Source organism: Pseudomonas sp. MM211, from assembly GCF_020386635.1.
In the GTDB taxonomy this organism is placed as follows: Bacteria; Pseudomonadota; Gammaproteobacteria; order Pseudomonadales; family Pseudomonadaceae; genus Aquipseudomonas.
In genome coordinates, this window is the sequence record NZ_CP081942.1 from 78,733 (window position 1) to 104,331 (window position 25,599).

At 62.7% G+C, this 25,599-nt stretch carries 18 protein-coding genes; 8 read left to right on the plus strand and 10 right to left on the minus strand.

Features of this window, described 5'->3' with window-relative positions:
- Positions 1 to 2 precede the first annotated feature (2 nt).
- The 7 genes from K5Q02_RS00380 to K5Q02_RS00410 all read right to left on the minus strand — a co-directional run bounded on the left by K5Q02_RS00380 (position 3) and on the right by K5Q02_RS00410 (position 11,136).
- The gene (locus K5Q02_RS00380; RefSeq protein WP_225835285.1) at positions 3 to 4,529 is read right to left on the minus strand and encodes an alpha-2-macroglobulin family protein; all 4,527 of its coding nucleotides are present in this window, start codon (positions 4,527 to 4,529) and stop codon (positions 3 to 5) included.
- Positions 4,526 to 5,146 (minus strand): DUF1175 domain-containing protein, encoded by a 621-nt coding sequence (locus K5Q02_RS00385; protein WP_225839898.1) that lies wholly within the window; start codon positions 5,144 to 5,146, stop codon positions 4,526 to 4,528. Before K5Q02_RS00385 ends, K5Q02_RS00380 begins: the two co-directional genes overlap by 4 nt.
- 26 nt (positions 5,147 to 5,172) lie before the next feature.
- Positions 5,173 to 6,816, minus strand: a complete 1,644-nt coding sequence (locus tag K5Q02_RS00390; protein ID WP_225835287.1) for a DUF2138 domain-containing protein — start codon at positions 6,814 to 6,816, stop codon at positions 5,173 to 5,175.
- A 30-nt stretch (positions 6,817 to 6,846) separates the two neighbouring features.
- Entirely contained in the window at positions 6,847 to 7,635 is a 789-nt protein-coding gene (locus K5Q02_RS00395) for a YfaP family protein (RefSeq protein ID WP_442964029.1), read from the minus strand.
- Positions 7,636 to 8,241: 606 nt separating this feature from the next.
- Positions 8,242 to 9,183 (minus strand): AEC family transporter, encoded by a 942-nt coding sequence (locus K5Q02_RS00400; RefSeq protein ID WP_225835289.1) that lies wholly within the window; start codon positions 9,181 to 9,183, stop codon positions 8,242 to 8,244.
- A gap of 122 nt (positions 9,184 to 9,305) precedes the next feature.
- Positions 9,306 to 9,866 carry a response regulator transcription factor gene (locus K5Q02_RS00405; protein WP_225835291.1) on the minus strand — a complete coding sequence of 187 codons (561 nt, stop codon included), beginning with the start codon at positions 9,864 to 9,866 and terminating at the stop codon, positions 9,306 to 9,308.
- Between the two features lie 10 nt (positions 9,867 to 9,876).
- The gene (locus K5Q02_RS00410; RefSeq protein WP_225835293.1) at positions 9,877 to 11,136 is read right to left on the minus strand and encodes an ATP-binding protein; all 1,260 of its coding nucleotides are present in this window, start codon (positions 11,134 to 11,136) and stop codon (positions 9,877 to 9,879) included.
- A gap of 252 nt (positions 11,137 to 11,388) precedes the next feature.
- Between K5Q02_RS00410 and K5Q02_RS00415 the strand changes: the two genes are divergently transcribed.
- Together K5Q02_RS00415 and K5Q02_RS00420 are read left to right on the plus strand one after the other, a co-directional pair.
- Complete coding sequence (locus K5Q02_RS00415) at positions 11,389 to 12,099, plus strand: SIMPL domain-containing protein (RefSeq protein WP_225835295.1); 711 nt, start codon at positions 11,389 to 11,391, stop codon at positions 12,097 to 12,099.
- A 244-nt stretch (positions 12,100 to 12,343) separates the two neighbouring features.
- On the plus strand, positions 12,344 to 13,942 hold the full coding sequence (locus K5Q02_RS00420; RefSeq protein ID WP_225835297.1) for an ABC transporter substrate-binding protein: 1,599 nt from the start codon (positions 12,344 to 12,346) through the stop codon (positions 13,940 to 13,942).
- Between the two features lie 276 nt (positions 13,943 to 14,218).
- Here K5Q02_RS00420 and K5Q02_RS00425 read toward each other — a convergent pair whose 3' ends face one another.
- Complete coding sequence (locus K5Q02_RS00425) at positions 14,219 to 15,448, minus strand: M24 family metallopeptidase (RefSeq protein WP_225835299.1); 1,230 nt, start codon at positions 15,446 to 15,448, stop codon at positions 14,219 to 14,221.
- Between the two features lie 187 nt (positions 15,449 to 15,635).
- Here K5Q02_RS00425 and K5Q02_RS00430 point away from each other — a divergent pair, with 187 nt between their 5' ends.
- From K5Q02_RS00430 to K5Q02_RS00455, 6 genes are all read left to right on the plus strand, one after another.
- Entirely contained in the window at positions 15,636 to 16,202 is a 567-nt protein-coding gene (locus K5Q02_RS00430) for a cupin domain-containing protein (RefSeq protein ID WP_225835301.1), read from the plus strand.
- 176 nt (positions 16,203 to 16,378) lie between these two features.
- Positions 16,379 to 17,968, plus strand: coding sequence for an ABC transporter substrate-binding protein (locus K5Q02_RS00435; protein ID WP_442964030.1), 1,590 nt, complete (start codon positions 16,379 to 16,381; stop codon positions 17,966 to 17,968).
- Between the two features lie 149 nt (positions 17,969 to 18,117).
- Positions 18,118 to 19,128, plus strand: coding sequence for an ABC transporter permease subunit (locus tag K5Q02_RS00440; protein WP_225835319.1), 1,011 nt, complete (start codon positions 18,118 to 18,120; stop codon positions 19,126 to 19,128).
- Positions 19,129 to 19,294: 166 nt separating this feature from the next.
- Positions 19,295 to 20,203, plus strand: coding sequence for an ABC transporter permease subunit (locus tag K5Q02_RS00445; protein ID WP_225835321.1), 909 nt, complete (start codon positions 19,295 to 19,297; stop codon positions 20,201 to 20,203).
- Positions 20,204 to 20,273: 70 nt separating this feature from the next.
- Positions 20,274 to 21,248 (plus strand): ABC transporter ATP-binding protein, encoded by a 975-nt coding sequence (locus K5Q02_RS00450; protein WP_225835323.1) that lies wholly within the window; start codon positions 20,274 to 20,276, stop codon positions 21,246 to 21,248.
- Complete coding sequence (locus K5Q02_RS00455; RefSeq protein WP_225835325.1) at positions 21,248 to 22,216, plus strand: peptide ABC transporter ATP-binding protein; 969 nt, start codon at positions 21,248 to 21,250, stop codon at positions 22,214 to 22,216. Before K5Q02_RS00450 ends, K5Q02_RS00455 begins: the two co-directional genes overlap by 1 nt.
- On the opposite strand, the gene K5Q02_RS00460 is transcribed toward K5Q02_RS00455, so the two are convergent.
- Entirely contained in the window at positions 22,213 to 24,735 is a 2,523-nt protein-coding gene (locus tag K5Q02_RS00460; RefSeq protein WP_225835327.1) for a PepSY domain-containing protein, read from the minus strand. The two genes, K5Q02_RS00455 and K5Q02_RS00460, sit on opposite strands and share 4 nt — an antisense overlap.
- Before the next feature lie 244 nt (positions 24,736 to 24,979).
- A complete protein-coding gene (locus tag K5Q02_RS00465; protein WP_225835329.1) occupies positions 24,980 to 25,444 on the minus strand; it encodes a hypothetical protein in 465 nt (154 codons plus the stop codon).
- Between the last annotated feature and the right edge of the window lie 155 nt (positions 25,445 to 25,599).

Consider the following 25,599-nt stretch of genomic DNA (forward strand, 5'->3'; position numbering starts at 1 on the left):
GCTTACTCAACGGTGACCTTCTGCAGGGTTGGCTCGGCTTCCAGCGCCTGCTGGCCCGGCGCGTACAAGCGCACATACCGGGCTGGCGGCAGCACGAACTCGCCCTTCTGCGAGAAGCGCACCAGATGGCGCAACACCAGCTCGCCCTGCAGGCTGTCCACCGGTACGGCATAGCTCAGCTCGCCCGGCTCGTTGCGCGCCTTCTCCAGCGCCGAGGCTTCATCGCCGCCCAGGCCGCTTACCTGGATGCCCCAGGTGGTGCGTTCGACATCGGCGCCCGGTGGCAGCGGCACCTCCAGCATGCCGTAGCGCAGGGTCTGTTCCGATTCGCTGCTCAGGGTGATCTCGTCAAGATACAGACTGGAGCTGGAGATATCGTCCTTGTCTACTTCATGGGCGCTGAACACGAAGGCTTCATCGCTCTCGACCAACTCCAGCAGGCGGCGTTTGATGGTCACTGGCACAGCACTCGGCACTGCCTGTGCGCTCTGGTAATCGATGCGCACCTCGCTCGGCTGATCCAGATCACCGGCCAGCACCAACGCCTGGGGCGGCTGAGCGCCGTTCCACTGCCAGTAGGTTTCGCCAGTCGTGCCTTCCACGGCCCGCCAGTCGCCTTCCAGCACCAACGCGGGTTGCGTGCTACGCAGATCCAGCGACGGCTGCAGCCAGGTCAGCGCCAAAGCGCGCTCCAGGCTAGCCTGGGCAGGCGCCAGCTCACCGAGCAGACGCTGAGCCCGCTGGCGATCCGGGCCATCCAGATACAGACCGACGGCGTCGACGAAGGGTGACTGGCTCTCAGCGAGACGCCCACGAACAGCATCCATCTGCGCGAGCAGCTCATCCGCTACCGGCACGCCAGCGCGCTGCGCCAGCTTGACGCCCAGCTCACGGGCAATCGCCAGACCGAGGGCGGAATCCGGTGCAGCCATCACCAGGCTGTCACCCTCGCCGAGCACCACTTCCTCGCCCTCGCCTGCCGCAGCCAGGTCATACACCAGCCCCTCAAGCAGGGTTTTCACCGGCAAGCCCATATCACGGGAGAACGCGATGATCAGCGCGCGTTGCAGCAACGGCGTGTCCTGAGCGCGTTTGGCATACAGTTCCAGCAGACGCTGCCAGTGCTCGGGCGGCAACGGGATCGCCAACGCACGGCTGGCGTGCCAGTCGGCGAAATAAGCGTAGGCGGTCAGGAAGGCGTCGCCATCGGCATCGCCGCCCCACCAGGTGAAGGTCGCTTCGGGCCCTGCCATCTGCACCAGGCGCAGGCGGCTGTTCTGCATGACCAGACGCAGGCGATCCTTGATCCGCGGCTCGCCCGCCGCCAGGGTCGGGTAAGCCAGGCTCAGCGGCAGCAGACGGCTGGCGGTCTGCTCGACACCGCCATAGGGATAGGCGAGCAGGTCATCCAGCGCCGCACCGAACAGGCCGGCGCCGCTGTCGTCCAGGCGTACCTGCACCTGGCTGGCATCGGCAGGCAATTGCAGCGCCGTGCTGCCTGGGAAAGCCGAAAGGCGCGTGCTGCGCACCTGCTGCCAGCCCGCTGCGACCGTGCGCAGATTCACTGACAGCGCATCGGCCAATTTGTCGTCCTGGCGCAACTCGGCGCTGAAATCGCCAGTAGCGATCACCGCTTCTTCGACCGGCAGGTAGTTGATGCCCTTGGCCAGAACTACTTCACGGCGCTGCTCTTGCTCGCCGTGACGAATCAGCAGTTCGGCCTTGGCGCTCTCGCCCTGGTTGAAGGCGAACAGACCCAGTGCCGGTTTGTCGCCGACACGGAAGCGACTCGGCCCGCTCCACTTCAGGTACAGCGGCTTCTCCGAGCGCACGAACTGACGCTTCTGGCCGACCTGCCCGTCCGCGCTCACCGCCCGGGCGGTGATGCGCCAGCGGGTCAGCGAGTCGGGCATGCGGAAGCTGAAGCGTGCCTTGCCGTCTGCATCGGTAACCAGATCCGGCTGCCAGGAAGCGGTGTCGACCTCTTCGCGGCGCGGCCGCTCCAGTACCTTGACGCCCCGCTCGCTGCGGTTGGCGCGGCCCGGTGCACTTGGCGTACCCGGCAGGGCCAGGTCATAGCTGATGAACGACAAGCTGGCACTGGTGCGCACGTTGTTGCGCCGTGGGTGATAGAAGAACTGATCGATGCCCGGGGCGATTTCCGGCTGCAGGGCGTAGATCATCTCGTCCACAACGCTGACCGTCAGACGCGTCGGCACCGGCTTGCCTTCGAACAGAGTGCTCAGCTCGACGGTGACCAGTTCACCTGGCTGTACCACTTCCTTGTCGGTCTTGATGGCGATGTCGATCTGCGGCGTGGCGACCTTGATGCCGGCGTTCTGGAAGCTGTAGTCACCACCGCGGGTGTACAGCGCGGAGAAGGTGATATTCGGCGAGAAATCATTGCCGACAGGAATTCGCGCACGGTACTGGGTATCGGACAGGCGCTCGAGTTTGAGCCAGTCGCCGCCCTTGGAGAGCAGTGCGGTGGCTTCGACCTTGTCACGTTCCAGGGTCAGCAGCGCGTCGCTGACCGGTTCTGGAAAGGTGATCAGGGCCAGGGCTTCGTCACCGGCCTGGTACTCGGCCTTATCGAGCACGATCTCGATAGTGCCGGCGACCGATTTGACGCCTTCGCCGCTCACCGAATGGCCAGTGGCGCCGAGGATCAGCCCGCTGCTGTCCTTGAGGGTGATGCTGTAGGTGCCAGGGCGTTCGAAGCTCAGCTCAAAGCCCTTGGCATCCGCCGCCAGCTCGCCGTTGCCGGTGCTCTGGTCTTCCAGGCGCACCCACTCGTAACGGGCCGGTTTGCGTTCACTGGCGCCTTCGCTCTGATACGCGAAGTTCACCGCCTGACCGGCGGCGCTGAAGCGCTGCGGCGCGCTCAGGCGATAGCGGGCGGCGCCGCGCTCGATGAGGATTTCCTTGCTGGTCTTGACCCGGTAGGCGGCGCCGTCGCTGGCGAACACGCTGAGCAGGTAGCGGCTGGGTTTGTCGGCGGCCGGCAGGTCGAGCACGGCGCGGCCCTGGCTATCGGTGCTCACTTCGCTGCTGGCTAGCTCGACCGGGAACTGACCGAGGTACTGCAGTTCGTTGTCGACCATCGACAGTTGCTGGGCGCGCAGGCTCAACTGCACCTTGGCATCCACCACCGGTTTGCCATCCGGGTAGAGAAGCACCAGGGCACCCTTGACCGGCTCGCCGGTGCGCAAGTCCTGCTTGTCCAGATTCAGCGACACTTCGAAGTGCGGCTTGATGTACTCGGCAACCCGGAAGGCGCTGCTGTAAAGCTGGGCGCGATAGGCGAAGCGCAGCTCGTAGCCGCCAGCGACGGCGTTGTCCGGCAGCTGGAAGCGCCCCTGACCACCACTGGCACCGTCGAAGTCGACCTTCTGGGTCTGCAGCACGGTGCCGTTGGCATCCAGCACGCTGAGACTGATCGGCGCAGTGTTGGCGGCCACCGACTCGCGGGCGTTCTTGAACTCACGACCAACGATCTTCACCTCGACCCAGTCGCCAGGGCGATACAGGGGGCGGTCGGTGAAGGCGTACAGCTTGGTGTCGTAGATTTCGCTGTCGTAGTAGAAGTTTTCGGAGACGAACACACCGCCCTGGGCGTCCTCGCCGATCACGTAGGAGCGCTCCGGGCTGGCGTGGCCGAGGCGCAGCAGGCCTTGTGCGTCGGTCTTGCCACTGGTCATCACGCCCAGGCCATCACTCCACAGCAGCTTGGCATCAGCCACTGGCGTGCCCTGGTGCTTGTCAGCCGTCCACACCAGCAGCTCACCACCGGCGATCTTGCTGACCGCCACGGTGTTGGAAACGAACACCACGGTAGTGGCGCGGTACTTGCCGATGATCGCCTCGGCCAGGTACAGGCCCGGCTCCAGCTTGCCCAGCGGCACGTAGACGTTACCCGGCGCGACACTGACGAAGTTGCTCGACGAGCCGGACAGGTCGACGCCTGCAGGCGGCTCGATCGGTTTGGCTTCCCACAGCGGATAGCGGAACTCGGCCACCAGCGGCAGCCCCTTCATCGGCGCAAACTGCACCTGCGGGGTGAACTCGGTGGGCGCGGCGATGGCGCTGCCCATCTTCAGTTCGGGCGCTTCCTCGGTGACCTGCTTGCGCGACTCGTAGGAGAAGGCACGCTGCATCACCCGGCGTGACTTGCGGTACCAGTTGTCCCACAGGTACGACAGGGTATTGGACAGCCCCTCGCCCTTGAACTGGCCCTCGGCGACCACGCGGTGCAGGTTCTTCTGGCGCTTGAGGAACTCCAGCGGCTGCTCGATGCGGTACAGGCGCATGTCCACGCCGCCGTAGCCTTCCATGCGATAGCGGCGGTAGTCGCGACCTGGCGCCTCGAGGCGCACGGTGGCCACTTCGTCGGCAGCGAAGCTCGAGTCGGCGAGCAGGAAGAACGATTCGCCGGAGAGCGGCGTGTAGTTGCTCGCCGGCACCTCGTCTTCCGCCTGAGCGGCCAGGGGCAACAGGGCCAGCAGCGCGACAGCCAGCAGGCGGTTCATCGTGCGAGGAAATTCAGCCGATAGATGCCGATAAAGTTGGGGTTGGCGTCGTCGGGTATCCATCGGGTGTCCTTCCATGTCATGAGTTGTTGCAGGCTGACGGCACGCATGCCGTTATCCGTGGGAGTGGTGGTGCCGGTGTGGTAAACGATGTCGCGGCCCATCCAGATCATCAGGTGCTGATCATCGCCCTGATCGAAGAACATCAGGTCGCCGGGGCGTGCCTGGTTCAGATCGCGGCCGACCAACTGGCTGTTGAACTGGATCATCTTGATCGCATTAACGTACGGCCCTTGCTTGCCGCCGCCCTGCTGCCAGTTCTGCGCCAGACGCCGCTGGGCGTCGTCCAGTTCCAGCTCTGGCGGCAGGTAGCGATTGGACAGGCCATTGGCGTGCAGCCACTTGGCGTCATGCACCTTGAGCGCTTCGTTGGCAGCGAAACGCACCAGGCCAACGCAGTCCTGCTGGTGCCAGCGCGGGCTTGGCCCCTGGCGCAGCTGTTCCTGGGCGATACGTACGAACCAGGCGCGGAAGATCTGCGACTGTTCGGGGTTCAGGCCGGGCGCCGAGTCGGGCGTTGGCTCGGCGCGGGCGCAGAGGCTCAACGCCATGAACATGGCGAAGAGGCCGACAAGAATGGGTTTCAAAGGGAGCGCCATTCCAGGGGCACCCATTTCCAATCGTCATCGGCTTCGGTGTCTTTCGGCAGCGTCAGCGCGAATTGGCCGTAACCGCCCAGCGCACGCAGCTTGGGCAGCAGATGGGTGTCGGCGGCGTTACGGAATACCGGCTCGTAGTTGGCCGGCAGGCTGTCCAGGGTTTCTTGTTCGAGCAGGCGCGCCAGGCCTTCGGGTGCCAGATAACCCGGCACCAGACCGTCAGCAGGCAGCACTTCGGCAAGTGGGGGGAAGCGCTTGTTCAGGGTGTCGAGGGCCTTGATCACCAGTGTGTCATCCAGGGAGAACAGCAGCGTCTGGCCCTGGCGCGCCAGGCTGACGTTGAAGAATGCGCGGGACGCCAGGGCATCGGGGGTGTTGCTGTCTTCGGCCGGGTACTGACCGAAGTTGGAGCCCACCTGGCGGTGCCAGATATGGCCGTCGGCGATGCTCTGGCTTTCCACCGGGAAGCGGCCGTTCTCGGCATTTGGTTCGAACGCGCCAATCATGCCGTCGAACAGCCCGCCGATGGCCTGATCGAGCTCGGGCGTGACGGCTTCGTCGAGGTGGGTGACCAGCAGCGGCGAATGCAGTCGCGAGTCGGCGTACCAGCACAGACCGGCGGTGCTGCCCAGGCGCTTTTCGAGATCGTCGCTGACCTCCTTGCTGGCACCGACACGGGTCAACAGCTTCTCGGCACTGCCCGGCGCCACGGGAACCGCCACACAGGCGCTGGCGCCCATCGGCATGGCTTTCCAGATCGGCGTGAAATCCAGGCGCGGCTGGTCATCGACTTCGTTCAGGGCCAGGAAGCTGCTCCAGCCGCTCTCGCCTTTTTCGAAACGCAGACCGGCGAAGGCCGGGAAGAAGCGCTGGTAGCCGAGGGCGACATACTCGCCGCTGAGGGAAATGCGCTGCTGCTCCTGCTCACGGGCCTTGAGGCCGAAGCGCTTGGGAAAAGGATTGTCGCCGTCGAGCAACGACTCCACCGACTCCACGGCTTCGCGGCCGAGCTTGTCGTCCTCGCCGAACAGCATGCCAGGAGAAGACAGCACCAACAGTTTGTCGCCATGGCTGGCCAGCAGCAGCGCACGGTCGCCCAGATAGTTGAGACGATACAGGGGCACGCTGCTGCCATCGACGCGCAGCTCGCCAGCCTGCTTCAGCTGGCTATCGTCCAGCGCGATATGGGCCAACGGCTCCAGCACCTTGGCCAGACCGCCGCGCTGCATGACCATCAGGAAATGCTTGAGCTTGCCATCGGCGCCTTTCCACAGAGCGACGTCGGCGGGCTGGTCGAGCAGTTCGTCGAGCAGGTTGTCACGCAGCTTCAGGTCGCGCTCGTAGATGATCCGCCGCAGGCTGCCGACCAGCCCGAGGCGGTCAGCGTTGTGCTCGTAGTAGAAGACGAAGTCTTCGGTAAGGGTGTCGCGCAGCAGCGGCACCGCCAGCAGATCCTTGGGCAGACGGCTGAGCGAGGCACTCTCGATCAGCGCATCGGGGTGCTGCAGATTCAGGCCTAGGGCACTGCGTTCACCCAGCTCGCGGGAATCCTGGCCGCAGGCGGCAAGCAGCACAGCCAGCGCCAGTGTAGAGACGCGCTGCAAGTGGGCGGTGATCATCCGGTTCATAAAAAGTCCCAGTTCATCCGAGCATCGGGTTCAATAATTGAAAGATTTGACGAAAAGCAGCTCGCCAATGGCGCGTAGCGGCACCAGAAAGGTCTCGCGCTTTTCGTTGACGGTGTTCTCGTTGAAGATCAGGTTGATCTGCGCGGTGATGATCTCGTTCTGGTTGCTGCCAGCCTCGAAGTTGTAACCACCGCTGCCCAGGTTGCCCCAATAATTCACGTAGATCAGATAGGTGCCCTGCAGCGGCGCGGTCATGGTGAACATTTCCGGGCCGGGGCCATCGACGCTGTCGACATCCAGGCCGCCGCCATTGGTCAGCACCGGCCGACTCCAGAAGGCGTGCTGACCATCCGGGGTGACCACGTGCAGGTCGAGTTCGGCCTTGGGATCGTCCCAACCCAGCACGATGCGCATGCGCGCTGGCGTGCGCAGGTTGTTGGCTTCATAGAATTGAATGCGCTTGAGCGACTGCCCCTCGCCTGCCACCAGCTCGACGCTGTTGGAGCCGGCGCCGAAGGCATAAGGCCGGGCGAAACGGCCCTGCTCGTCGGTGTACAGCGGCAGTGGGTTGCCATTGACCACCAGCCGATGGGGCGGGCGCAACTGGCCGATGTTCTGCAGAGTGCCCTCGATCATGCTGCGGCCACGCTGGGCGCCACGGTCGATGGGCGGCGTCGGGTAAGCGACGCGTGCTTCACCATCGCCCTCATTTAGGCCGTGATAACGCCAGCCGCCGCTGGGGCCTTGCAGGGATACGGAGGGGTCGGCCAGGGTCAGGGGAGGCGTCAGGACAACGCACAGGAGCACCACGCGACGCACCAACCAGGCATGGGCCCGAGCAAGCCGAAACGACCCTCGTCGCGAAAATGGACGAACCACTGCACTGCACTCCTTGTGCTGGCTCAGGCTTAACAGCCTGGCATCCGCACTTCACATCCTGGGCTCATAGTAGGCGACACCGTGACTTCATGAGTGATCAGCTGCCGCCGAGGCGCCGTCACATGAGGTTACATGCCAGCCGAGGATGCTAACCAGTTACCCCGCAACTAACAATCGTGGCACGTGCGAATCGGTACTGGATCACAGTGGTGAGCGACCAATGAGTGGCGGAAGCGGTCATCTGCTGCGGGGTTCGATCTGATCGTTCCTCACGCTCCGCGTGGGAATGCCTGCAGGGACGCTCTGCGTCCGATGTCGAGGCCTGGCGGGCGCAGAGCGCCCTGGATTGGGCTCCCACGCTGGAGCGTGGGAGCCATCATCAATCTCGTGGGAGGGGCCGGGCGGCGATCCGCTTTAGCCGCGAGCTCTTTGCTCTTCAATAGAGCTCGCGGCTAAAGCCACTCCTACAAAAAGAAAGCTCTGCATCCACCGTCCGCTTCCGCCTTAAAACTGCCCTCTTCGGCTATCTGCGCCCGCATTGATGGGCTAGATCCACCCCGCCCACTGCAACAGCAGCAACCCGACGTTAGTGGTGATCACCGCCGCCAGGGTGGTGATGACGATGATCGCGGCCGCCAGTTGGTAGTTGCCGTTGACCGCCCGTGCCATGACGAAGCTGGCAGCTGCCGTGGGGCTGGCGAAGTACAGGAAGAGGATCGCCAGGTCGGCGCCGCGGAAGCCGAACGCCCAGGCTCCCAACGTCGAGAACAGCGGCAGCCAGACCATCTTCATCATGCTCGAACCGATCGCCACGCCACTGCTTTCACGCAGCGAGGTCAGCGACAGGGTGCCGCCGATACAGATCAGCGCCAGCGGCAGGGTCATCTGCGCGAAGTATTCACCGGACACCATCATCCAGTGCGGCAGCGGGATCTGCCAATAGGCGAACGGGATGGCCGCGAGTACGCCGATGATCAGGGGGTTGGTGAAGATGCTCTTGCACAGTGCCCAGGGGTCGGACTTCATGTTCGGGCTGTAGATCGCCAGGACGATGGCCGACAGCACGTTGTAGCAGAGGATCACCACACCACCGAGCACCGCTCCCACCGACAGCCCGTAGTCGCCGTACATGCTGGTGGCCAGGGCCAGGCCGACGATGCCGTTGTTACCGCGAAAGGCGCCCTGAGTATAGATACCGCGATCGGCCATCGGGCAACGCCAGATCGCCCAGCCCCAGGCGATGACGAAAGCCACCAGGGTGGCGAACACGAAGTAGCCAATCAGCGCAGGCTGCAGCGCCGCGTTGAGATCCGCGCTGATGATGCTGAGAAACAGCAGGGTCGGCATGGTGCCGCGAAACACCAGAGAAGATGCGGTATTGATGAAGGCATCGTCGATCCAGCGCAGCCGCTTGAGCAGCACGCCGAGAAACAGCATGGAAAAGACCGGGGCGGTAATGCCGAGGGTTTGCTGAAGCACGGCGAGCATGGGAGCCCCGGAAGCAGGAAAGTAGCGACTGAAAACGACAACGTGCCTGAGGGTCAGACACGTTGATAGCGTGCTAATGATAGCAAAGCTTCAGTCACCGCACCCGGCGCTGGCACTGCCGCTTAGCGGCGAACCGGGCGCTTCTGCAGTTTGCGCTGCAGGGTACGACGATGCATGCCCAGGGCACGGGCAGTCGCCGAGATGTTGCCTTCGTGCTCAGCCAGCACACGCTGGATGTGCTCCCACTGCAGGCGATCCACCGACATGGGGTTTTCCGGCACCAGGGTGTCGAGGTCGGCATGCTGTGTCAGCAGTGCAGCGAGCACGTCGTCGGCGTCAGCGGGTTTGCACAGGTAGTTGCAGGCACCGCGCTTGATGGCCTCCACAGCAGTGGCGATGCTCGAATAGCCAGTGAGGATCACCACACGCATTTCGGCATCCAGCTCGAGCAGTTTGGGCAGCAACACCAAGCCGGAGTCGCCTTCCATCTTCAGGTCGAGCACCGCGTAATCCGGCAAATCCTGGGCGGCGAGCGCCAGGCCTTCCTCGGCAGAGGCGGCGGTCGATACACGCAGACCGCGGCTGCTCATGGCACGCGCCATCACACGGGTAAAGGTGGGGTCATCATCGACCAGCAGCAGATGGGGTAGTTCTTCGCTTTCCAGCAGCGCTTCGTCACTCATACATCACTCCTTAGACCCTGGCATAGGCTCGCGGCAGCTTGAGCTCGGTGAGCGTGCCGCCTTCTTCATGGTTATACAGCTTCACCGTGCCGCCGGCGCGCGTTACGCTGGCCTGACTGAGGAACAGCCCGAGGCCGAACCCCTTGCCCTTGCCTTTGGTGGTGAAGAACGGCCGGCCCAATTGCTCGGCAATGGCCAAGGGCACACCCGCACCGTAGTCACGTATGGCAAGCCGTACCCACTGATGATCCCAGTCCAGGCAGATCTGCAGATTTTCCGGGCAGGCATCGGCTGCGTTGTTAAGCAGGTTGAGCAGCGCCTGGGTCAGATCCGCCGGGGGCATCAATTGCGGCGGTTTGCCGACACCCAGGCACTCATAACGATAGCTGGCCTCGGGCCGCATCAGGTGCCAGCGATTAAGGGTAGTTTCCAGCCAGTCCACCGAGGACATTTCTACCACGGCCTGGCGGCGATCCGCTTCGGCGGCGCGCACCAGTTGCTGGAGGGTTTCCTTGCACAGTTTGACCTGCTCCTGAAGCAGTGCCAGGTCTTCCTGCAGCAGCGGATTCTGGTGCTCGCGGCGCAATTCCTTGATCAGCACGCTCATGGTCGACAAGGGCGTACCCAGTTCGTGAGCGGCGCCGGCGGCCTGGGTGGCCACGGCCAGCAGTTGCTGATCGCGCATGCCCTCCTCGCGGCGTTCGGCGCGCAGTTTTTCCTGCTGGCGCAGTTCTTCGGCCATCTTGGCGACGAAGAAGGTAATCAGCCCCGCCGCCAGGGCGAAGCTCAGCCACATGCCGTAGACCAGCAGGCTTTCCCGCGGCCCGACCGGCAGTTGCAGCGGGTGCGACCACATCAGCAGCAAGGTGTAGGAGGCCAGCGCCATGCCGCCGAGGATCATGGTGAACAGCCACGGCAGCGTCGCTGCGGCGATGGTCAGCGGCACCAGATAATAGGAGACGAAAGGATTGGCCGAGCCGCCCGAATAATAGAGCAGCACGCTGTGAATGATCAGGTCGAAGCCCAGATGGATTGCGTACTCGGCCTCGGTCACCGGCCAGGGGCCACGCAGTCGCAACGCAGTGAGCAAGCACAGCACCAGCGAGGCACCAAGGGTGATGCTCAACTGCAGCCAGGGCAGCGGCAGCAACTCGGACTTGTAGGCAAGACCAACCGAACCGGCCTGTGCAGCCAGCACGAGGAAACGGATCAGGGTCAAACGCCACAGGTTCTGGCGACTGGCGGACAGCAGTTGTACGGGGGCGAGCATCGATACTCCTCTATGCTCGTTGACGAGCCTGGCGAGTATAACCAAGCCCGCCAACGGTCTGATGCGGCAACGCGCCGCAGTCGTACGATGATTGCCGGCTCAGGCACCTGATAAAAAAGTCACCTGCCGGAAATAGCGGTCAGAGAGGGGCAGATATTTTTTCGACTGGGCTTAACCCGAATCGCCAAGTCGCCTCGTCTACCCTCATGAACACGGCCGATCGGCCGTACACGTCACCGATAAGGAACCGCCATGCAGCCAATGTCCCGCCTCGCCACCGCCCTGGCCATCACCACTGCCGGCCTGTTCAGCGTCACCGCCCAGGCCGACGAGCCACGCTACAACCAAGTCTCGCTGAGCACTCAGGTCAGCCATGAAGTGGCCCACGACCTGATGCAGGTCACCCTGTACACCGAAGCCCAGCACAAGGATCCTGCCGCCCTCGCCGCGGAGATCACCCGTACCCTCAATGCCGGGCTGACCCAGGCTCGTGGTGTAAAAGGCGTCAGCGTTTCCCAGGGCAGCCGCAACAGCTACCCGGTCTACAGCGAAAAGGGTGAGGAAATCAGTGCCTGGCGCGAGCGTGCCGAAATCCGCCTGGAAAGCGCCGACTTCACCGCACTCTCCAAGTTGACCGGCGACATGCTCAAGACCCTTAAAATGGGCGGCATGAGCTTCAGCATCGCTGATGCCACGCGTAAGAAAGAAGAAGACGCACTGATCAAGGACGCCGTCGCCGCCTTCAAGGAGCGCGCGCAGTTGACCACCGAAGCCTTGGGCGGCAAGAGCTACAAGCTGGTCAGCCTGGGCCTCAACAGTGGCGGCTTCGTGCGCCCACCGATGCGCATGGAAGCCATGAAGGCCGCATCGTTCTCCAGCGACAGCGTGACCCCGGAAGTCGAAGCCGGTACCAGCCAGGTAACCCTTAGCGCTGACGGCGTGATTGAAATTCAGATGCCCTGAAACGGAGCAGGCGCCGCTGTCACTCGACAGCGGCGCCTGCGCGGCATCACCGCCGAAATACGGCCATTACTCACCGTCGTGTCACCTATTCTCCGCAGAATTATTTTCCCTCCCCATATTCGGCATATCCCGTGCATAGACCTGAACAAGGTCTAGTGTTAACGGACGCATCTCCACGGTTTGGAGAATGCATCTGTTGCTCTTGAAGACCCCTCACCAAAACCATAATAGACATGAGGTAAGCATGCGTAAGAATGCCGTTATTCAGGCTTTTGTAGCCGCGGGGCTGATCGCCAGTGCACCGTTCGCCATGGCTGCCAGCACCCTGGTGTACTGCTCGGAGGGCAGCCCAGCCGGCTTCGATCCTGGGCTCTATACCACGGGTACCGACTTCGATGCCGGTGCGGAAACCATCTTCAACCGCCTTTCGCAGTTCGAGCGCGGCGGCACTGCCGTCGTACCCGGGTTGGCAGAGAAGTGGGACATCAGTGATGACGGCCTCACCTATACCTTCCACCTGCGCGAAGGGGTGAAATTCCACACCACCGACTACTTCAAGCCGAGTCGTGAATTCAACGCCGACGACGTGTTGTTCACCTTCAACCGCATGCTCAGCAAGGATGATCCGTTCCGCAAGGCTTACCCCACCGAGTTCCCCTACTTCACCGACATGGGCATGGACAAGAACATCGCCAAGCTCGAGAAAGTCGACGAGCACACGGTGCGTTTCACCCTGAACACCGTCGATGCGGCCTTCATTCAGAACATGGCGATGAGTTTCGCCTCGATTCACTCGGCCGAATACGCTGCGCAGTTGCTCAAGGCTGGCAAAGCCTCCGACATCAACCAGAAGCCCATCGGCACTGGCCCATTCGTGTTCAACCGCTACCAGAAAGACTCGCAGATTCGTTACAAGGGCAACACCGAGTACTGGCTGCCCGAGGACGTGAAGATCGACAACCTGATCTTCGCCATCAACACCGACCCGTCGGTGCGCATGCAGAAACTGCGTGCCGGCGAGTGCCACGTCAGCGTATTCCCGCGCCCAGCCGACCTCGAGGCCCTGAAAAAGGATCCGAAACTGCAGATGCCCGAGCAGGCCGGTTTCAACGTCGGCTACCTGGCTTACAACACCGAGCACAAGCCGTTCGACAAGCTGGAAGTGCGCCAGGCCATGGACATGGCAGTCAACAAGCAGGCGATCATCAATGCCGTGTACCAGGGCGCCGGGCAGATTGCCGTGAATGGCATGCCGCCGACCCAGTGGTCCTATGACGACACCATCAAGGACACCCCCTACAACCCGGAAAAGGCCAAGGAATTGCTCAAGGCTGCGGGCGTGAAGGAAGGCACCGAGATCACCCTGTGGGCCATGCCCGTGCAGCGCCCGTACAACCCCAACGCCAAACTGATGGCCGAGATGCTCCAGGCCGACTGGGCCAAGATCGGCATCAAGGCGCGCATCGTCAGCTACGAATGGGGCGAGTACAACAAACGCGCCAAGGCCGGCGAACACGACGCGCTGCTGATCGGTTGGACCGGTGACAACGGTGACCCCGACAACTGGCTGAGCGTGCTGTACGGCTGTGATGCCATCGGCGGCAACAACTACAGCCGCCTGTGCAACAAGGAGTTCGACGGGCTGCTGAAAAAGGCCAAGGCGATCAACGATCGTGAAGAGCGTACCGTGCTCTACAAACAGGCCCAGCATCTGCTCAAGGCCGACGTGCAGAACACGCCTATCGCCCACTCCACGGTGTATCAGCCGATGAGCATTCGGGTTAAGGACTTCAAAATCAGCCCGTTCGGGATCAACTCCTTCTACGGCGTGAGCATCGAGTAACGCATCTGCCTGAATGAAAACGCCCGGCCAATTGGCCGGGCGTTTTCGTTTCTAAGACCCTGCTCACCATCTTCAGGATCGACTTCAGCGCTTTGCCTGCAAGGTGGCGATAGCGGACGGTGAGCAGAGCTTTCTTTTTGTAGGAGTGGCTTTAGCCGCGAGCTCTATTGAAGGGCAAAGAGCTCGCGGCTAAAGCCCTCCCACGAGATCGCGACCGTCCGCTCCTGCCTATAGCAGTCTCTTTACGTCGCCTAAAAAGATCGGTTCTAAGGACGGTCAGGCGTTCAACCCGAACGGGTCGTCCACCGAATGGCTCGGCTGGGTAAACCAGCGTGGGCCGTTGGCGGTCATGTAGAAGTGATCTTCCAGGCGAATGCCGAACTCGCCGGGCACGCAGATCATCGGCTCGTTGCTGAAACACATGCCTTCGGCCAGCGGCGTGTCATCGCCGCCGACCAGATAGGGCCCCTCGTGAATGTCCAGACCGATACCGTGGCCGGTACGGTGCGACAAGCCTGGCAATTTGTAGCCTGGGCCAAGCCCGGCAGCTTCCAGGCTACGCCGCGCGGCGGCGTCCACGGAAGCACACGACGCACCGATTACGGCGGCTTCGAACGCGGCCTGCTGAGCAGCCTTCTCCTTGTCCCAGAACTCGCGCTGACGCGCGCTGGGGGTACCGAACACGTAGCTGCGGGTGATGTCCGACAGGTAGCTGTGCACCTGGCAGCCGGTGTCGATCAACACCATGTCACCGTCCTTGAGGTGCTGCGCGTGCTTGACCCCGTGCGGAAAGGCACTGGCCGGCCCGAACAGCACGATGCAGAAGATCGAGCCCGGCGCGCCGACCTTGCGGTGGGCCTGGCGAATGAACTCGGTTACCTCGGTCGTGCTGATACCTTCGCGAAGAATGCTCGCGGCGGCCTTGTGCACTTCCAGGGTCATGTCCTTGGCACGTTGCATCAGAGCGATTTCCGCCGCTGATTTATGCTGCCGACAGGCCGTGGTGATACGCCCAGCATCGACGAAACGGTAACCGTTGGTCAGTTGGCGAATGCCTTCAAACATGAAAAAAGGCAAAGAAGAACAAAGACCTACCTGAGGTGGCGCACCATCATTGGGCGCTACGCCCAAGCGCCGTAGGCACCTCAGCAGGAGCGCATAAGGGCTTTCATGCTCTTCCCAGGTATTGATGACGCCCGGCACGACCTGAAAGTCGAGCACGGTGCCTTCCTCGAATGTGGGAGCCAGATACTCCAGCACGCCATCCGCCGGCAAAATCGCCCCAACCATTCGTTCACTGGGGTTCCACTTAACGCCAGTGAAGTACTGCAGATTGCTACCTGCCGAGAGGAACAGAGCGGAAATACCCTGCTCACGCATCAGTACCTGAGCCCGCGCGATGCGTGCCTGGTATTCCGCATCACTGATCGGCACGCTGCCGGTCGTCATGTCCTGCAAACGTGCCAACGCCTGCTCTGGCGTGCTGCCGCCCACTCCCAGTGTCATCTGCGCATCCTCTTCTTGGGCCTGCAACGGGCATCGTCGACAGGTCGTTCGCTACGGCAGAATTTAAGTGCAGCTTAAATTTTGGTCAAAGTATTTTTCAGTCAGACTTAAAAAGGATCTGCCGCTCAAGCTGAAGTCCCTGCAGCTCATGGGTATACTGCGACGATCCGAACAGCGAGCCCCTTTCATGACCGCAGATCGCATTGGCGAACGCTTGCGCCGTTACCGGCGGGCCGCCGGCAAGACCCTCAACCAGGTGGCGGCAGATGCCGGCCTGACCGCCAGCTTCCTGTCCCAGGCAGAGCGCAACCTCACCGGCGTGTCGCTGTCATCCCTGGCGAGCATCGCCAAATCCCTCGAAGTGCCGCTCAACGTCCTGTTCGATCAGCCTGCCCAGGCGCAGCCGGATTCCCACGTCAACGAGCGGGTTCGCTATACCGTGGGCGGCCAGCTGCTGGCCTACGAACGCCTGTCCAGCTCGTTTCCCGGCAACTCGATCAACGCGGTGAAGATGAACATCCCGGTGGGCTACCAGTCGGAGCTGATCGCCCACGAGGGCGTGGAGTTCTCCTACGTGCTTACCGGGCAGATCGTCTACACCATCGAGGGGCGCGACTATCCCCTCGGGCCGGGCGACTCGGTGCATTTCGACGCGGGCAAACTGCACCGCCTGGCCAATGCTGCAGATGCTCCTGCCGAAGTACTGACCATGACCACCATGGCGCTTTTCGACGACCGCCCTGCCAACGAGTGAATTTCGCCCCAATTCAGGGCAATTATGCGCAATGTTAGTGCTGCTTAATTTTTGTTGACCGAAATTTCAGCATGACTTAATTTCGAGTTCGACCCGGTGGGCTATCCGCCTTCACCGCATTCCGAGCTCGCGCTGAACCCAGGCGCGAACAAAAAGAAAAAGAGGTTCGCATGCGCATGTCTCCCCTGTGTAAGGCTCTGCTCACCGCAGGACTGCTCACCAGTGCTTCGTTCGCCCAGGCCAGTAACCTGGTGTATTGCTCCGAAGGCAGCCCGGGCGGTTTCGACCCTGGCCAGTACACCACCGGTACCGACTTCGATGCGGCTTCGGAAACCATCTTCAACCGCCTGGCGGAATTCGAGCGCGGCGGCACCAAGGCGCAACCGTCTCTGGCCAGCTCGTGGGACATCAGCGAAGACGGCCTGACTTACACCTTCCATCTGCGCGAAGGGGTCAAGTTCCACACCACCGACTACTTCACACCGACCCGCGACTTCAATGCCGACGACGTGCTGTTCACCTTCCAGCGCATGCTCGATCGCAACCATCCGTTCCGCAAGGCGTACCCGAGTGAGTTCCCGTACTTCACCGACATGGGCCTGGACAAAAACATCGCCAAGGTCGAGAAGACCGACGACAAGACCGTGGTCTTCACCCTCAACGCCGTGGACGCCGCCTTCGTGCAGAACCTGGCGATGAGCTTCGCCGCCGTGCATTCGGCCGAGTATGCCGACCAGTTGCTCAAGGCCGGCAAGGCCGCTGACATCAACCAGCAGCCTATCGGCACTGGCCCGTTCGTGTTCAGCCGCTACCAGAAAGACGCGGTGATCCGCTTCAAGGGCAACAAGCAATACTGGGCGCCCGAGCTGGTGAAGATCGACAACCTGATCTTCTCGATCAACACCGATGCCTCAGTACGTGCGCAGAAGCTGCGCGCCGGTGAGTGCCACGTGACCCTCAATCCCCGCCCGGCCGACCTCAAGGCCTTGCAGGCGGACAAGAACCTCAACGTACCGACCGAGCCTGGCTACAACGTCGGCTACATCGCCTACAACGTCACCCGCGCGCCATTCGACAAGCTTGAAGTGCGTCAGGCGCTGGACATGGCGGTGAACAAGTCAGCGATCATCGATGCCGTGTACCAGGGCGCCGGCCAGCTTGCCGTGAACGGCATGCCGCCGACCCAGTGGTCGTATGACGAATCGATCAAGGACGCCGCCTACAACCCGGAAAAAGCCAAGGAACTGCTCAAGGCTGCCGGCGTGAAAGAAGGCACCGAGATCACCCTGTGGGCCATGCCCGTTCAACGCCCGTACAACCCCAATGCCCGTCTGATGGCCGAGATGCTGCAGAGCGACTGGGCCAAGGTCGGCATCAAGGCTCGTATCGTCAGCTATGAGTGGGGCGAGTACATCAAGCGCGCCCATGCCGGCGAGCACGACGCCATGCTGATCGGCTGGACCGGTGACAACGGTGACCCTGACAACTGGCTCGGCACCCTGTACGGCTGCGCCTCGGTAGACGGCAACAACTTCTCCAAGTGGTGCGATGCCGAGTACGACAAGCTGGTGGTAGCCGCCAAGCGCGTCACCGATCAGGAGCAGCGCAGCGAGCTGTATCGTCAGGCACAAGTAGTTCTCAAGCGTGAAGTGCCGATCACCCCGATTGCCCACTCCACGGTCTACCAACCGATGCGCACCAGCGTCAAAGGCTTCCAGATCAGCCCTTTCGGTCGCAACAGTTTCATCGGCGTGAGCAACGACTGATAGCCTGTCGCGCAACCGTCCCAGAACGACGTGCCCCGGGTAAAACACCCGGGGCACGTCGTGGTCGAACAGCTAACCTGCAAGTAAGCGAAGGAATCGCAGAATTCCCTGCTGCTCGATGCCGTCCTGATTAGGAGTTACCCACCCCCATGCTGAGTTTCATTGCGCGCCGCCTGGGCCTGCTGATTCCCACCTTTTTCGGCGTCACCCTGCTGACCTTCGCCCTCATTCGCATGATTCCCGGTGACCCCGTGGAAGTGATGATGGGCGAACGCCGGGTCGATCCGCAGATGCACGCTGAAGCCATGGAGCGCCTGGGCCTGAACAAGCCGCTGTACGCTCAGTACATCGACTACATCAGCCAACTGGCGCGGGGTGACCTGGGAGAATCGCTGCGTACTCGCACGCCGGTCTGGGACGAATTCACCACCCTGTTTCCCGCCACCCTGGAACTGACCCTGGCGGCGCTGCTGTTCGCCGGCACCTTAGGGCTGATCGCCGGAGTGGTCGCCGCGCTCAAACGCGGTTCGCTGTTCGATCACGGCGTGATGGGCATTTCGCTCACTGGCTATTCGATGCCGATTTTCTGGTGGGGCCTGCTGCTGATCATGTTCTTCTCGGTATGGCTGGGCTGGACACCGGTGTCCGGGCGCATCGACTTGCTCTACGACATACCGCCGGTAACCGGCTTCATGCTCATCGATACCCTGCTTTCCGATGAAGACGGCGCGTTCGTCGATGCCCTGCGCCACTTGATTTTGCCAGCCATCGCGTTGGGTACCATCCCACTGGCGGTGATTGCCCGCATGACCCGCTCGGCAATGCTCGAAGTGCTGCGCGAAGACTATGTGCGCACTGCACGCGCCAAGGGCCTGTCGCCCACCCGTGTGGTATTCATCCACGGCCTGCGCAACGCGCTGATTCCGGTGCTGACGGTGTTTGGCTTACAGGTCGGCACATTGCTGGCCGGTGCCGTGCTGACCGAAACCATCTTCTCTTGGCCGGGCATTGGCAAATGGTTGATCGAATCGATCGGCGCACGCGACTACCCGGTGGTGCAGAACGGCATCCTGTTGATCGCCTGCTTGGTGATCCTGGTCAACTTCGTGGTGGACATCCTCTATGGATTGGCCAACCCACGCATCCGCCACCAGCGCTAATTAAGGAGCTTTCCATGTCCCTGCCTTTGGCTTGCTGGGAATTTCCTGCCAGCACCCCTGCATCCGTAGCCTCGGTTGAGCACAGCGATACCCTGGGTGCCCTGTCCCGGGTGTCGCTTCGCTCGACCCGGGCTACGCTAAAATTAAATACCCATGAGGCGCGCCCATGACCTCGACCACCACCACGCCTCTCGACCAGAGCCTGCTCTACCCGTCACCGATGAAGGAATTCTGGAGCGCCTTCAGCCATAACAAGGGCGCCGTGGCCGGTCTCGGCTTCATGGTGTTGATTGTGTTCTGCGCCTTGTTTGCCCCATGGATCGCGCCCTACTCGCCCAGCGAACAATTTCGCGATGCCCTGCTGACGCCGCCAGTATGGCTCGAAGGCGGACAATGGCAGTTCCTGCTGGGTACCGATGAAGTGGGCCGCGACCTGCTTTCGCGGCTGATCCACGGTGCTCGCCTGTCGATGCTGATCGGCCTCGCCTCAGTGATCATCTCGCTGATTCCCGGTTTACTACTGGGCTTGGTGGCGGGCTTCTTCCCGCGCCTGATGGGCCCGTCGATCATGCGCCTGATGGACATCATGCTGGCCCTGCCGTCGTTGCTGCTGGCCGTGGCCATCGTCGCCATCCTCGGCCCGGGGCTGATCAACACGGTGATCGCCATCGCCATCGTCTCGCTGCCGTCTTACGTCCGCTTGACCCGCGCCGCGGTGATGGGCGAACTGAACCGCGACTACGTCACCGCCGCACGCCTGGCCGGTGCCAGCCTGCCACGCCTGATGTTCATCACCGTATTGCCCAACTGCATGGCACCGCTGATCGTGCAGGCAACCCTGAGCTTCTCCTCGGCGATCCTCGACGCAGCGGCTCTGGGCTTCCTCGGCCTGGGCGTACAACCGCCAACCCCCGAGTGGGGCACCATGCTGGCGTCGGCCCGCGACTATATCGAGCGTGCCTGGTGGGTCGTGACGCTGCCGGGGCTGGCGATTCTGCTCAGCGTGCTGGCAATCAATCTGATGGGCGACGGTCTGCGCGATGCGCTGGATCCGAAACTCAAGAACGCCATCTGAGGAGGCCAATCATGAATAACCTCCGCATTACTAGCCACCAGGCGCCTAGCCCACAGACGGAGGCCGCCCGATGAGCCTGCTGGAAATCAGCAACCTGAGCGTGCGCTTTGGCGACGCCAACGCCGTGCCAGTGGTCGATGGTCTCGACCTGAACGTCGACAAGGGAGAAGTGCTGGCTATCGTCGGCGAGTCCGGCTCTGGCAAATCGGTGACCATGATGGCGCTGATGGGCCTGATCGACGCGCCGGGTATCGTCCGCGCGGATCGCCTGGTATTCGACGGCACCGACATGCTCACCCTCAAGGGTCGGCAGCGACGTCATATCGTTGGCAAGGATCTGTCGATGATCTTCCAGGATCCGATGACGGCGCTAAACCCCAGCTTCACCGTCGGCTTCCAGATCGAGGAAGTGCTGCGCCAGCACCTCGGTCTCAAGGGCAAAGCAGCTCGCCAGCGTGCCCTGCGACTGCTCGAACGGGTAGAGATTCCGGGTGCGGCCAGCCGCCTCGAGGCGTATCCGCATCAGCTGTCCGGAGGCATGAGCCAGCGTGTGGCAATTGCCATGGCGATTGCCGCCGAGCCCAAACTACTGATTGCCGATGAACCCACCACCGCCCTCGACGTAACTATTCAAGCGCAGATCATGGAGCTGCTGCTCGATTTGCAGCGCGAGCAGAACATGGGCCTGGTACTGATCACCCACGACCTGGCCGTGGTCGCCGAAACCGCCAACCGGGTCTGCGTGATGTACGCAGGCCAGGCCGTGGAGCTGGGCCAGGTGCCGACGCTGTTCGATGCGCCGACCCATCCGTACACCGAAGCGCTGATCAAGGCGATTCCCGAACACAGCCTGGGCGCCACGCGCCTGTCGACCCTGCCCGGCATCGTGCCCGGGCGCTATGACCGGCCCAAAGGTTGCCTACTCTCGCCACGCTGCCCCTACGTACAGCCGAGCTGCCATGAACGTCGCCCGGCACTGGAACCCCACGAGCGTGGCGCAGTGCGCTGCCATTTCCCGCTCAATCTGAATGCCGAGGTGGCGTGATGACGACCGTCCTTACCGCACGCCAATTGACGCGCCACTACTCCGTATCCCAGGGGCTGTTCAAACCCAACGCCACAGTACAGGCGCTCAACGGCGTGTCTTTCCAGCTGGAGGCAGGCAAGACCCTGGCCGTGGTCGGCGAATCCGGCTGCGGCAAATCCACCCTGGCGCGCGCTCTGACGCTGATCGAAGAGCCCTCCTCGGGCTCGCTGCAGATCGCCGGCAATGAGGTGAATGGCGCCAGCGCACAGACCCGTAAGCAATTGCGCCGCGATGTGCAGATGGTCTTCCAGAACCCCTACGCCTCGCTCAATCCGCGGCAGAAGATCGGTGATCAACTGGCCGAACCGCTGGTGATCAACACCAGCCTGTCGCGCACTGAACGACGCGAGAAGGTTCAGGCGATGATGAGCCAGGTGGGCCTGCGCCCCGAGCATTACCAGCGCTACCCGCACATGTTCTCCGGCGGCCAACGCCAGCGCATCGCCCTGGCCCGCGCCATGATGCTCACCCCCAAGGTGCTGGTGGCCGATGAGCCGACCTCGGCGCTGGACGTGTCGATCCAGGCCCAGGTGCTCAACCTGTTCATGGATCTGCAGGAAGAGTTCAAGACCGGTTACGTGTTCATCTCCCACAACCTCTCGGTGGTGCGCCACGTAGCGGACGATGTGCTGGTCATGTACCTCGGCCGCCCAGCGGAAATCGGCCCCAGCGAACGCATTTACGAACGCCCGCTGCATCCGTACACCAAGGCCCTGCTGTCGGCCACACCGACCATCCACCCGGATCCGGCCAAGCCGAAGATCAAGATCGTCGGCGAGCTGCCCAACCCGCTGAACCCGCCATCGGGCTGCGCCTTCCACAAGCGCTGCCCTTATGCCACCGAGCGCTGCCAGGAAGAGCTGCCGCTGCTGCGTCCGCTCGATGGCCGCGAAGTGGCGTGCCACCACGCCGAGCAGTTGGCTTAATAAACGTCCCGCCTGTAGCGCCCTTGCTCGACAAGGGCGTCGACAGCCTCATCACCCAGCACCTCGCGCAACACCACATCCACGCCACCCGCCATCCCTTGCAAGCTTCCGCATACGTACACAGCGGCGCCGGCCTGCACCCAGCTACGCAGTTCGTCGGCAGCCTCGCGCAGGCGATCCTGCACGTAAATGCGCTGCGCCTGATCGCGGGAGAAAGCCAGATCAAGACGCTGCACTTGGCCGCCACTCACCCAGCCCTGCAACTCGTCACGGCAGTAGAAATCGTGCTCGACACTGCGCTCGCCGAACAGCAGCCAGTTGCGCGTATGACCGGCAGCGATGCGTGTTTTGAGCAGGCTGCGCAGACCGGCCAAGCCCGTGCCGTTGCCGATCAGGATCACCGGCCGATCATCCACCGGCGCATGAAAACCACTGTTGCGCCGCACCCGCGCCAGCAGCTGTGTGCCAACCGGCAGGTGCTCGGTCAACCAGCCGGAGCCCGCGCCCAACTGCCCATTAGCCAAGTGTTGCTGGCGCACGATCAGCTCCAACTTGCCGTCCTCGGGCAAGGACGCGATGGAGTACTCACGGCTCGGCAGCGGCACCAGCGCATCGAGCAGCGCCTGGGCATGCAGACCAACCAGATGGCTGGCGCTGTACGGTAACTGGCGGGCGCTCAGTGCCTCGCCGAGCGTGTGGCCCAACGGCTCGATGACCACGGACTCGAGTGCCTGCAAGCCATGCTCGTGCAGCCAGCGACTGACCTGGGCTTCGCCATTGCGCGGCAGAATCTCCAGGATATCGCCAGCCTCCCACAAGGCTCCGGGCGGAGGCTGCAAGCCGATCAGCCAGGTGCTCTGGCCCTGGCCGAGGGGGTTGAGGCAGGTACGCTCGTGCAGCGTCCAGCCATCGAAGGGCACCTGTTGCACGGGTAGCGGCTGCACCCCGGTCAGGTCGGCCAACTGCCGCTGCCAGCCGAGCAGCGCCTGCTCGTCATCGCCGTCGACCTCGATACGCTCGCCGAGGCGCTGAGCGCCGCGACTGCTCAACCAGTCGTCGAGGCGCCGGGCGAAGCCGCAGAACTGGCTGTACTGCCGATCACCGAGGGCCAGTACCGCGTAGCGCAGGTGCGGTAAATCCAACGTCGCTGCCAGCCATTGTCTTTCGACGCCGCGCGCGCTGTCCGGCGCCTCACCATCACCAAAGGTGCTGACAACCAGCAGTGCACGAGGCGTGACGCTCAGCCTGGCGGTATCGATGCGCGCCAGCGGCTGCACCTCCACCGTCATGCCGGCGGCCTGCAATTGCCCGGCGGTCTGCCAGGCTAGTTGCTCGGCGAAGCCACTCTGGCTGGCGAATCCCACCAGCCAGGATTCACCCCCTTCGCCGCCAGCCAGCGCGTGGCGCGCCGCCAGCGCCGCACGCTTCTTGCGCCGCCTGTCCAGATACAGCAACCAGCCGGTAATGAAGAACAAGGGCATCAGCAGGCTGGCGACCATCATCAACACCCGCCCGATCATGCCGAAGTACTCACCAGTGTGCAGGGCGTAGACGCTGGCCAGCAGTTGCGCCTTGAACGACTTGTCGGCGTAGCGCTCGACCTGTTTGGCTTCGCCGGTCAGTGGGTCGAGCTGCATCTGATTGAAGGCGCGAGTGTGCTCGGCGTCGCGCAGCATGAAGAACACCCGCGCCGGCTGGCCGAGCGCATTGGGCAGCTGCAGGCTGTAAACGCCGAGCTTGTCGCCCGCCGTTCGCTGAATGCCTTGCCAGAGGTTCGCGTAGTTCACCTCAGGCATTGGCTGGCCATCGGGTGGCGGGCCGCGTCGTCCACGCCCCTCGCCTGCCTCACGCGGCGTATCGCTGAGCAGGGTTTCCAGGCCGCTGCGGTACCAGTCGTATGACCAATACAGGCCCGTCAGCGCCGCACACAGATAAAGCGGCAGGCACCAGGTGCCGACCACTGCGTGCAGATCCCAATTGAAGGCACGGCCCTTCTTGGCCCAGTCGAACGTCAGCCAGGCGCGCCAGCTGAACACCCGTCGCGGCCAACGCAGATAAAGCCCGGACAGGCAAAAGAACACCAGAGCGATGGTACAGGCGCCGGTGATCTGCCGGCCCGTCTGGCCCATGGCGAGGAAGCGATGCAGCTGCAGCATCAGACCGAAAAACGCCATGCCCCGCGGCTCGCCTAGTGATTCGGCCGTGTAGGGGTCGACGAAACGCACACCGCCGCGTCGCTCGCCCGGCGGCGGTGTCAGGAAAACCCGCGCTGGCTGGCCGCCCTCGGTATCCACGTAAAGGCCGGACACGCTGATGCCCTGGGCCTGCAAACGCTCGATCATCTCGCCGGGTTCGAGTACCGATCCCGGCTGCGCCGTTACCACCATCTGCGGGTTGATCGCCAGCAGGATCTCTTCCTGAAAGCTGTACAGCGCACCGGTCACGCCCATCAGGGCCAGCACCAGGCCGGCAGTGATGCCAAAAAACCAGTGCAACTGGAAGAGGATTTTCTTGAACACCGGAATCGACTCTGAAAACACGCGCCGCAGTGGAGGAAGTCAGTGGGCTGCCGAGGACGCGGTCAGGGAGCGAACTCATTCCCAGAACACACAAAACCCCGCCAGCGCGAAGCATGGGCGGGGCTGATCAGCCGACTGGTATGGCGCCGAATCAAGCGGGCCATTTGGGCGGGAGTCTATTCGATAGTGATTATCATGCAACAGATATTCGCATCTTTACCTATGTAAAGACCCGAGCCACTGCTTAGCGAAGCCGACGCGCCTCGAACGGTTTGGCGAGTATGAACAGATCCCGGGCGATGGTTTCCGGGTACTGATCCACCGGCAGTGCCTTGGGCAGGTACATCGCGGCAGCGTCCAAAGTCGCCAGATCAAACTCCGGCTCGATGGCGCAGGCGCGGAACAGATGGTTGATGGCCTCGACCTCCGCCGCGCTGGTGCATCTAACGCGGCGCCCTCCGAGAAAAGCATTGAGCTGGTCACAGACCTTTTCTGGCAGCAACCCGGTGGCTTCGGCTTCCAGAAGCGACAGCCCAAGCTCCTCTTCACTCATGGGGTCGAGCATTGCCAACTCGACAGTCGGTTTGACGATGGCGGACATGCTGGAGCCAGGCACGGCGGCGCCGACTTCGATGGGGAAAGGGCCATTCACACTTTGATAGAAGCGGACGGCCATTGCGCCTTCGAGCATTCCAGGGATCGATTTCATTACACGACTCTCGTTAATCCAGTTTTGTTCTGACCCGCGACGACATCCTGCTGCCGCAACGGGGAGGCATTTTCATCCTCTTGTGTGTAAGAGTCGTGACAGTGGAGATGGTTGAGTGTTTTTTGCGAGTCAGAACCCATAACGGAACGGCCGTT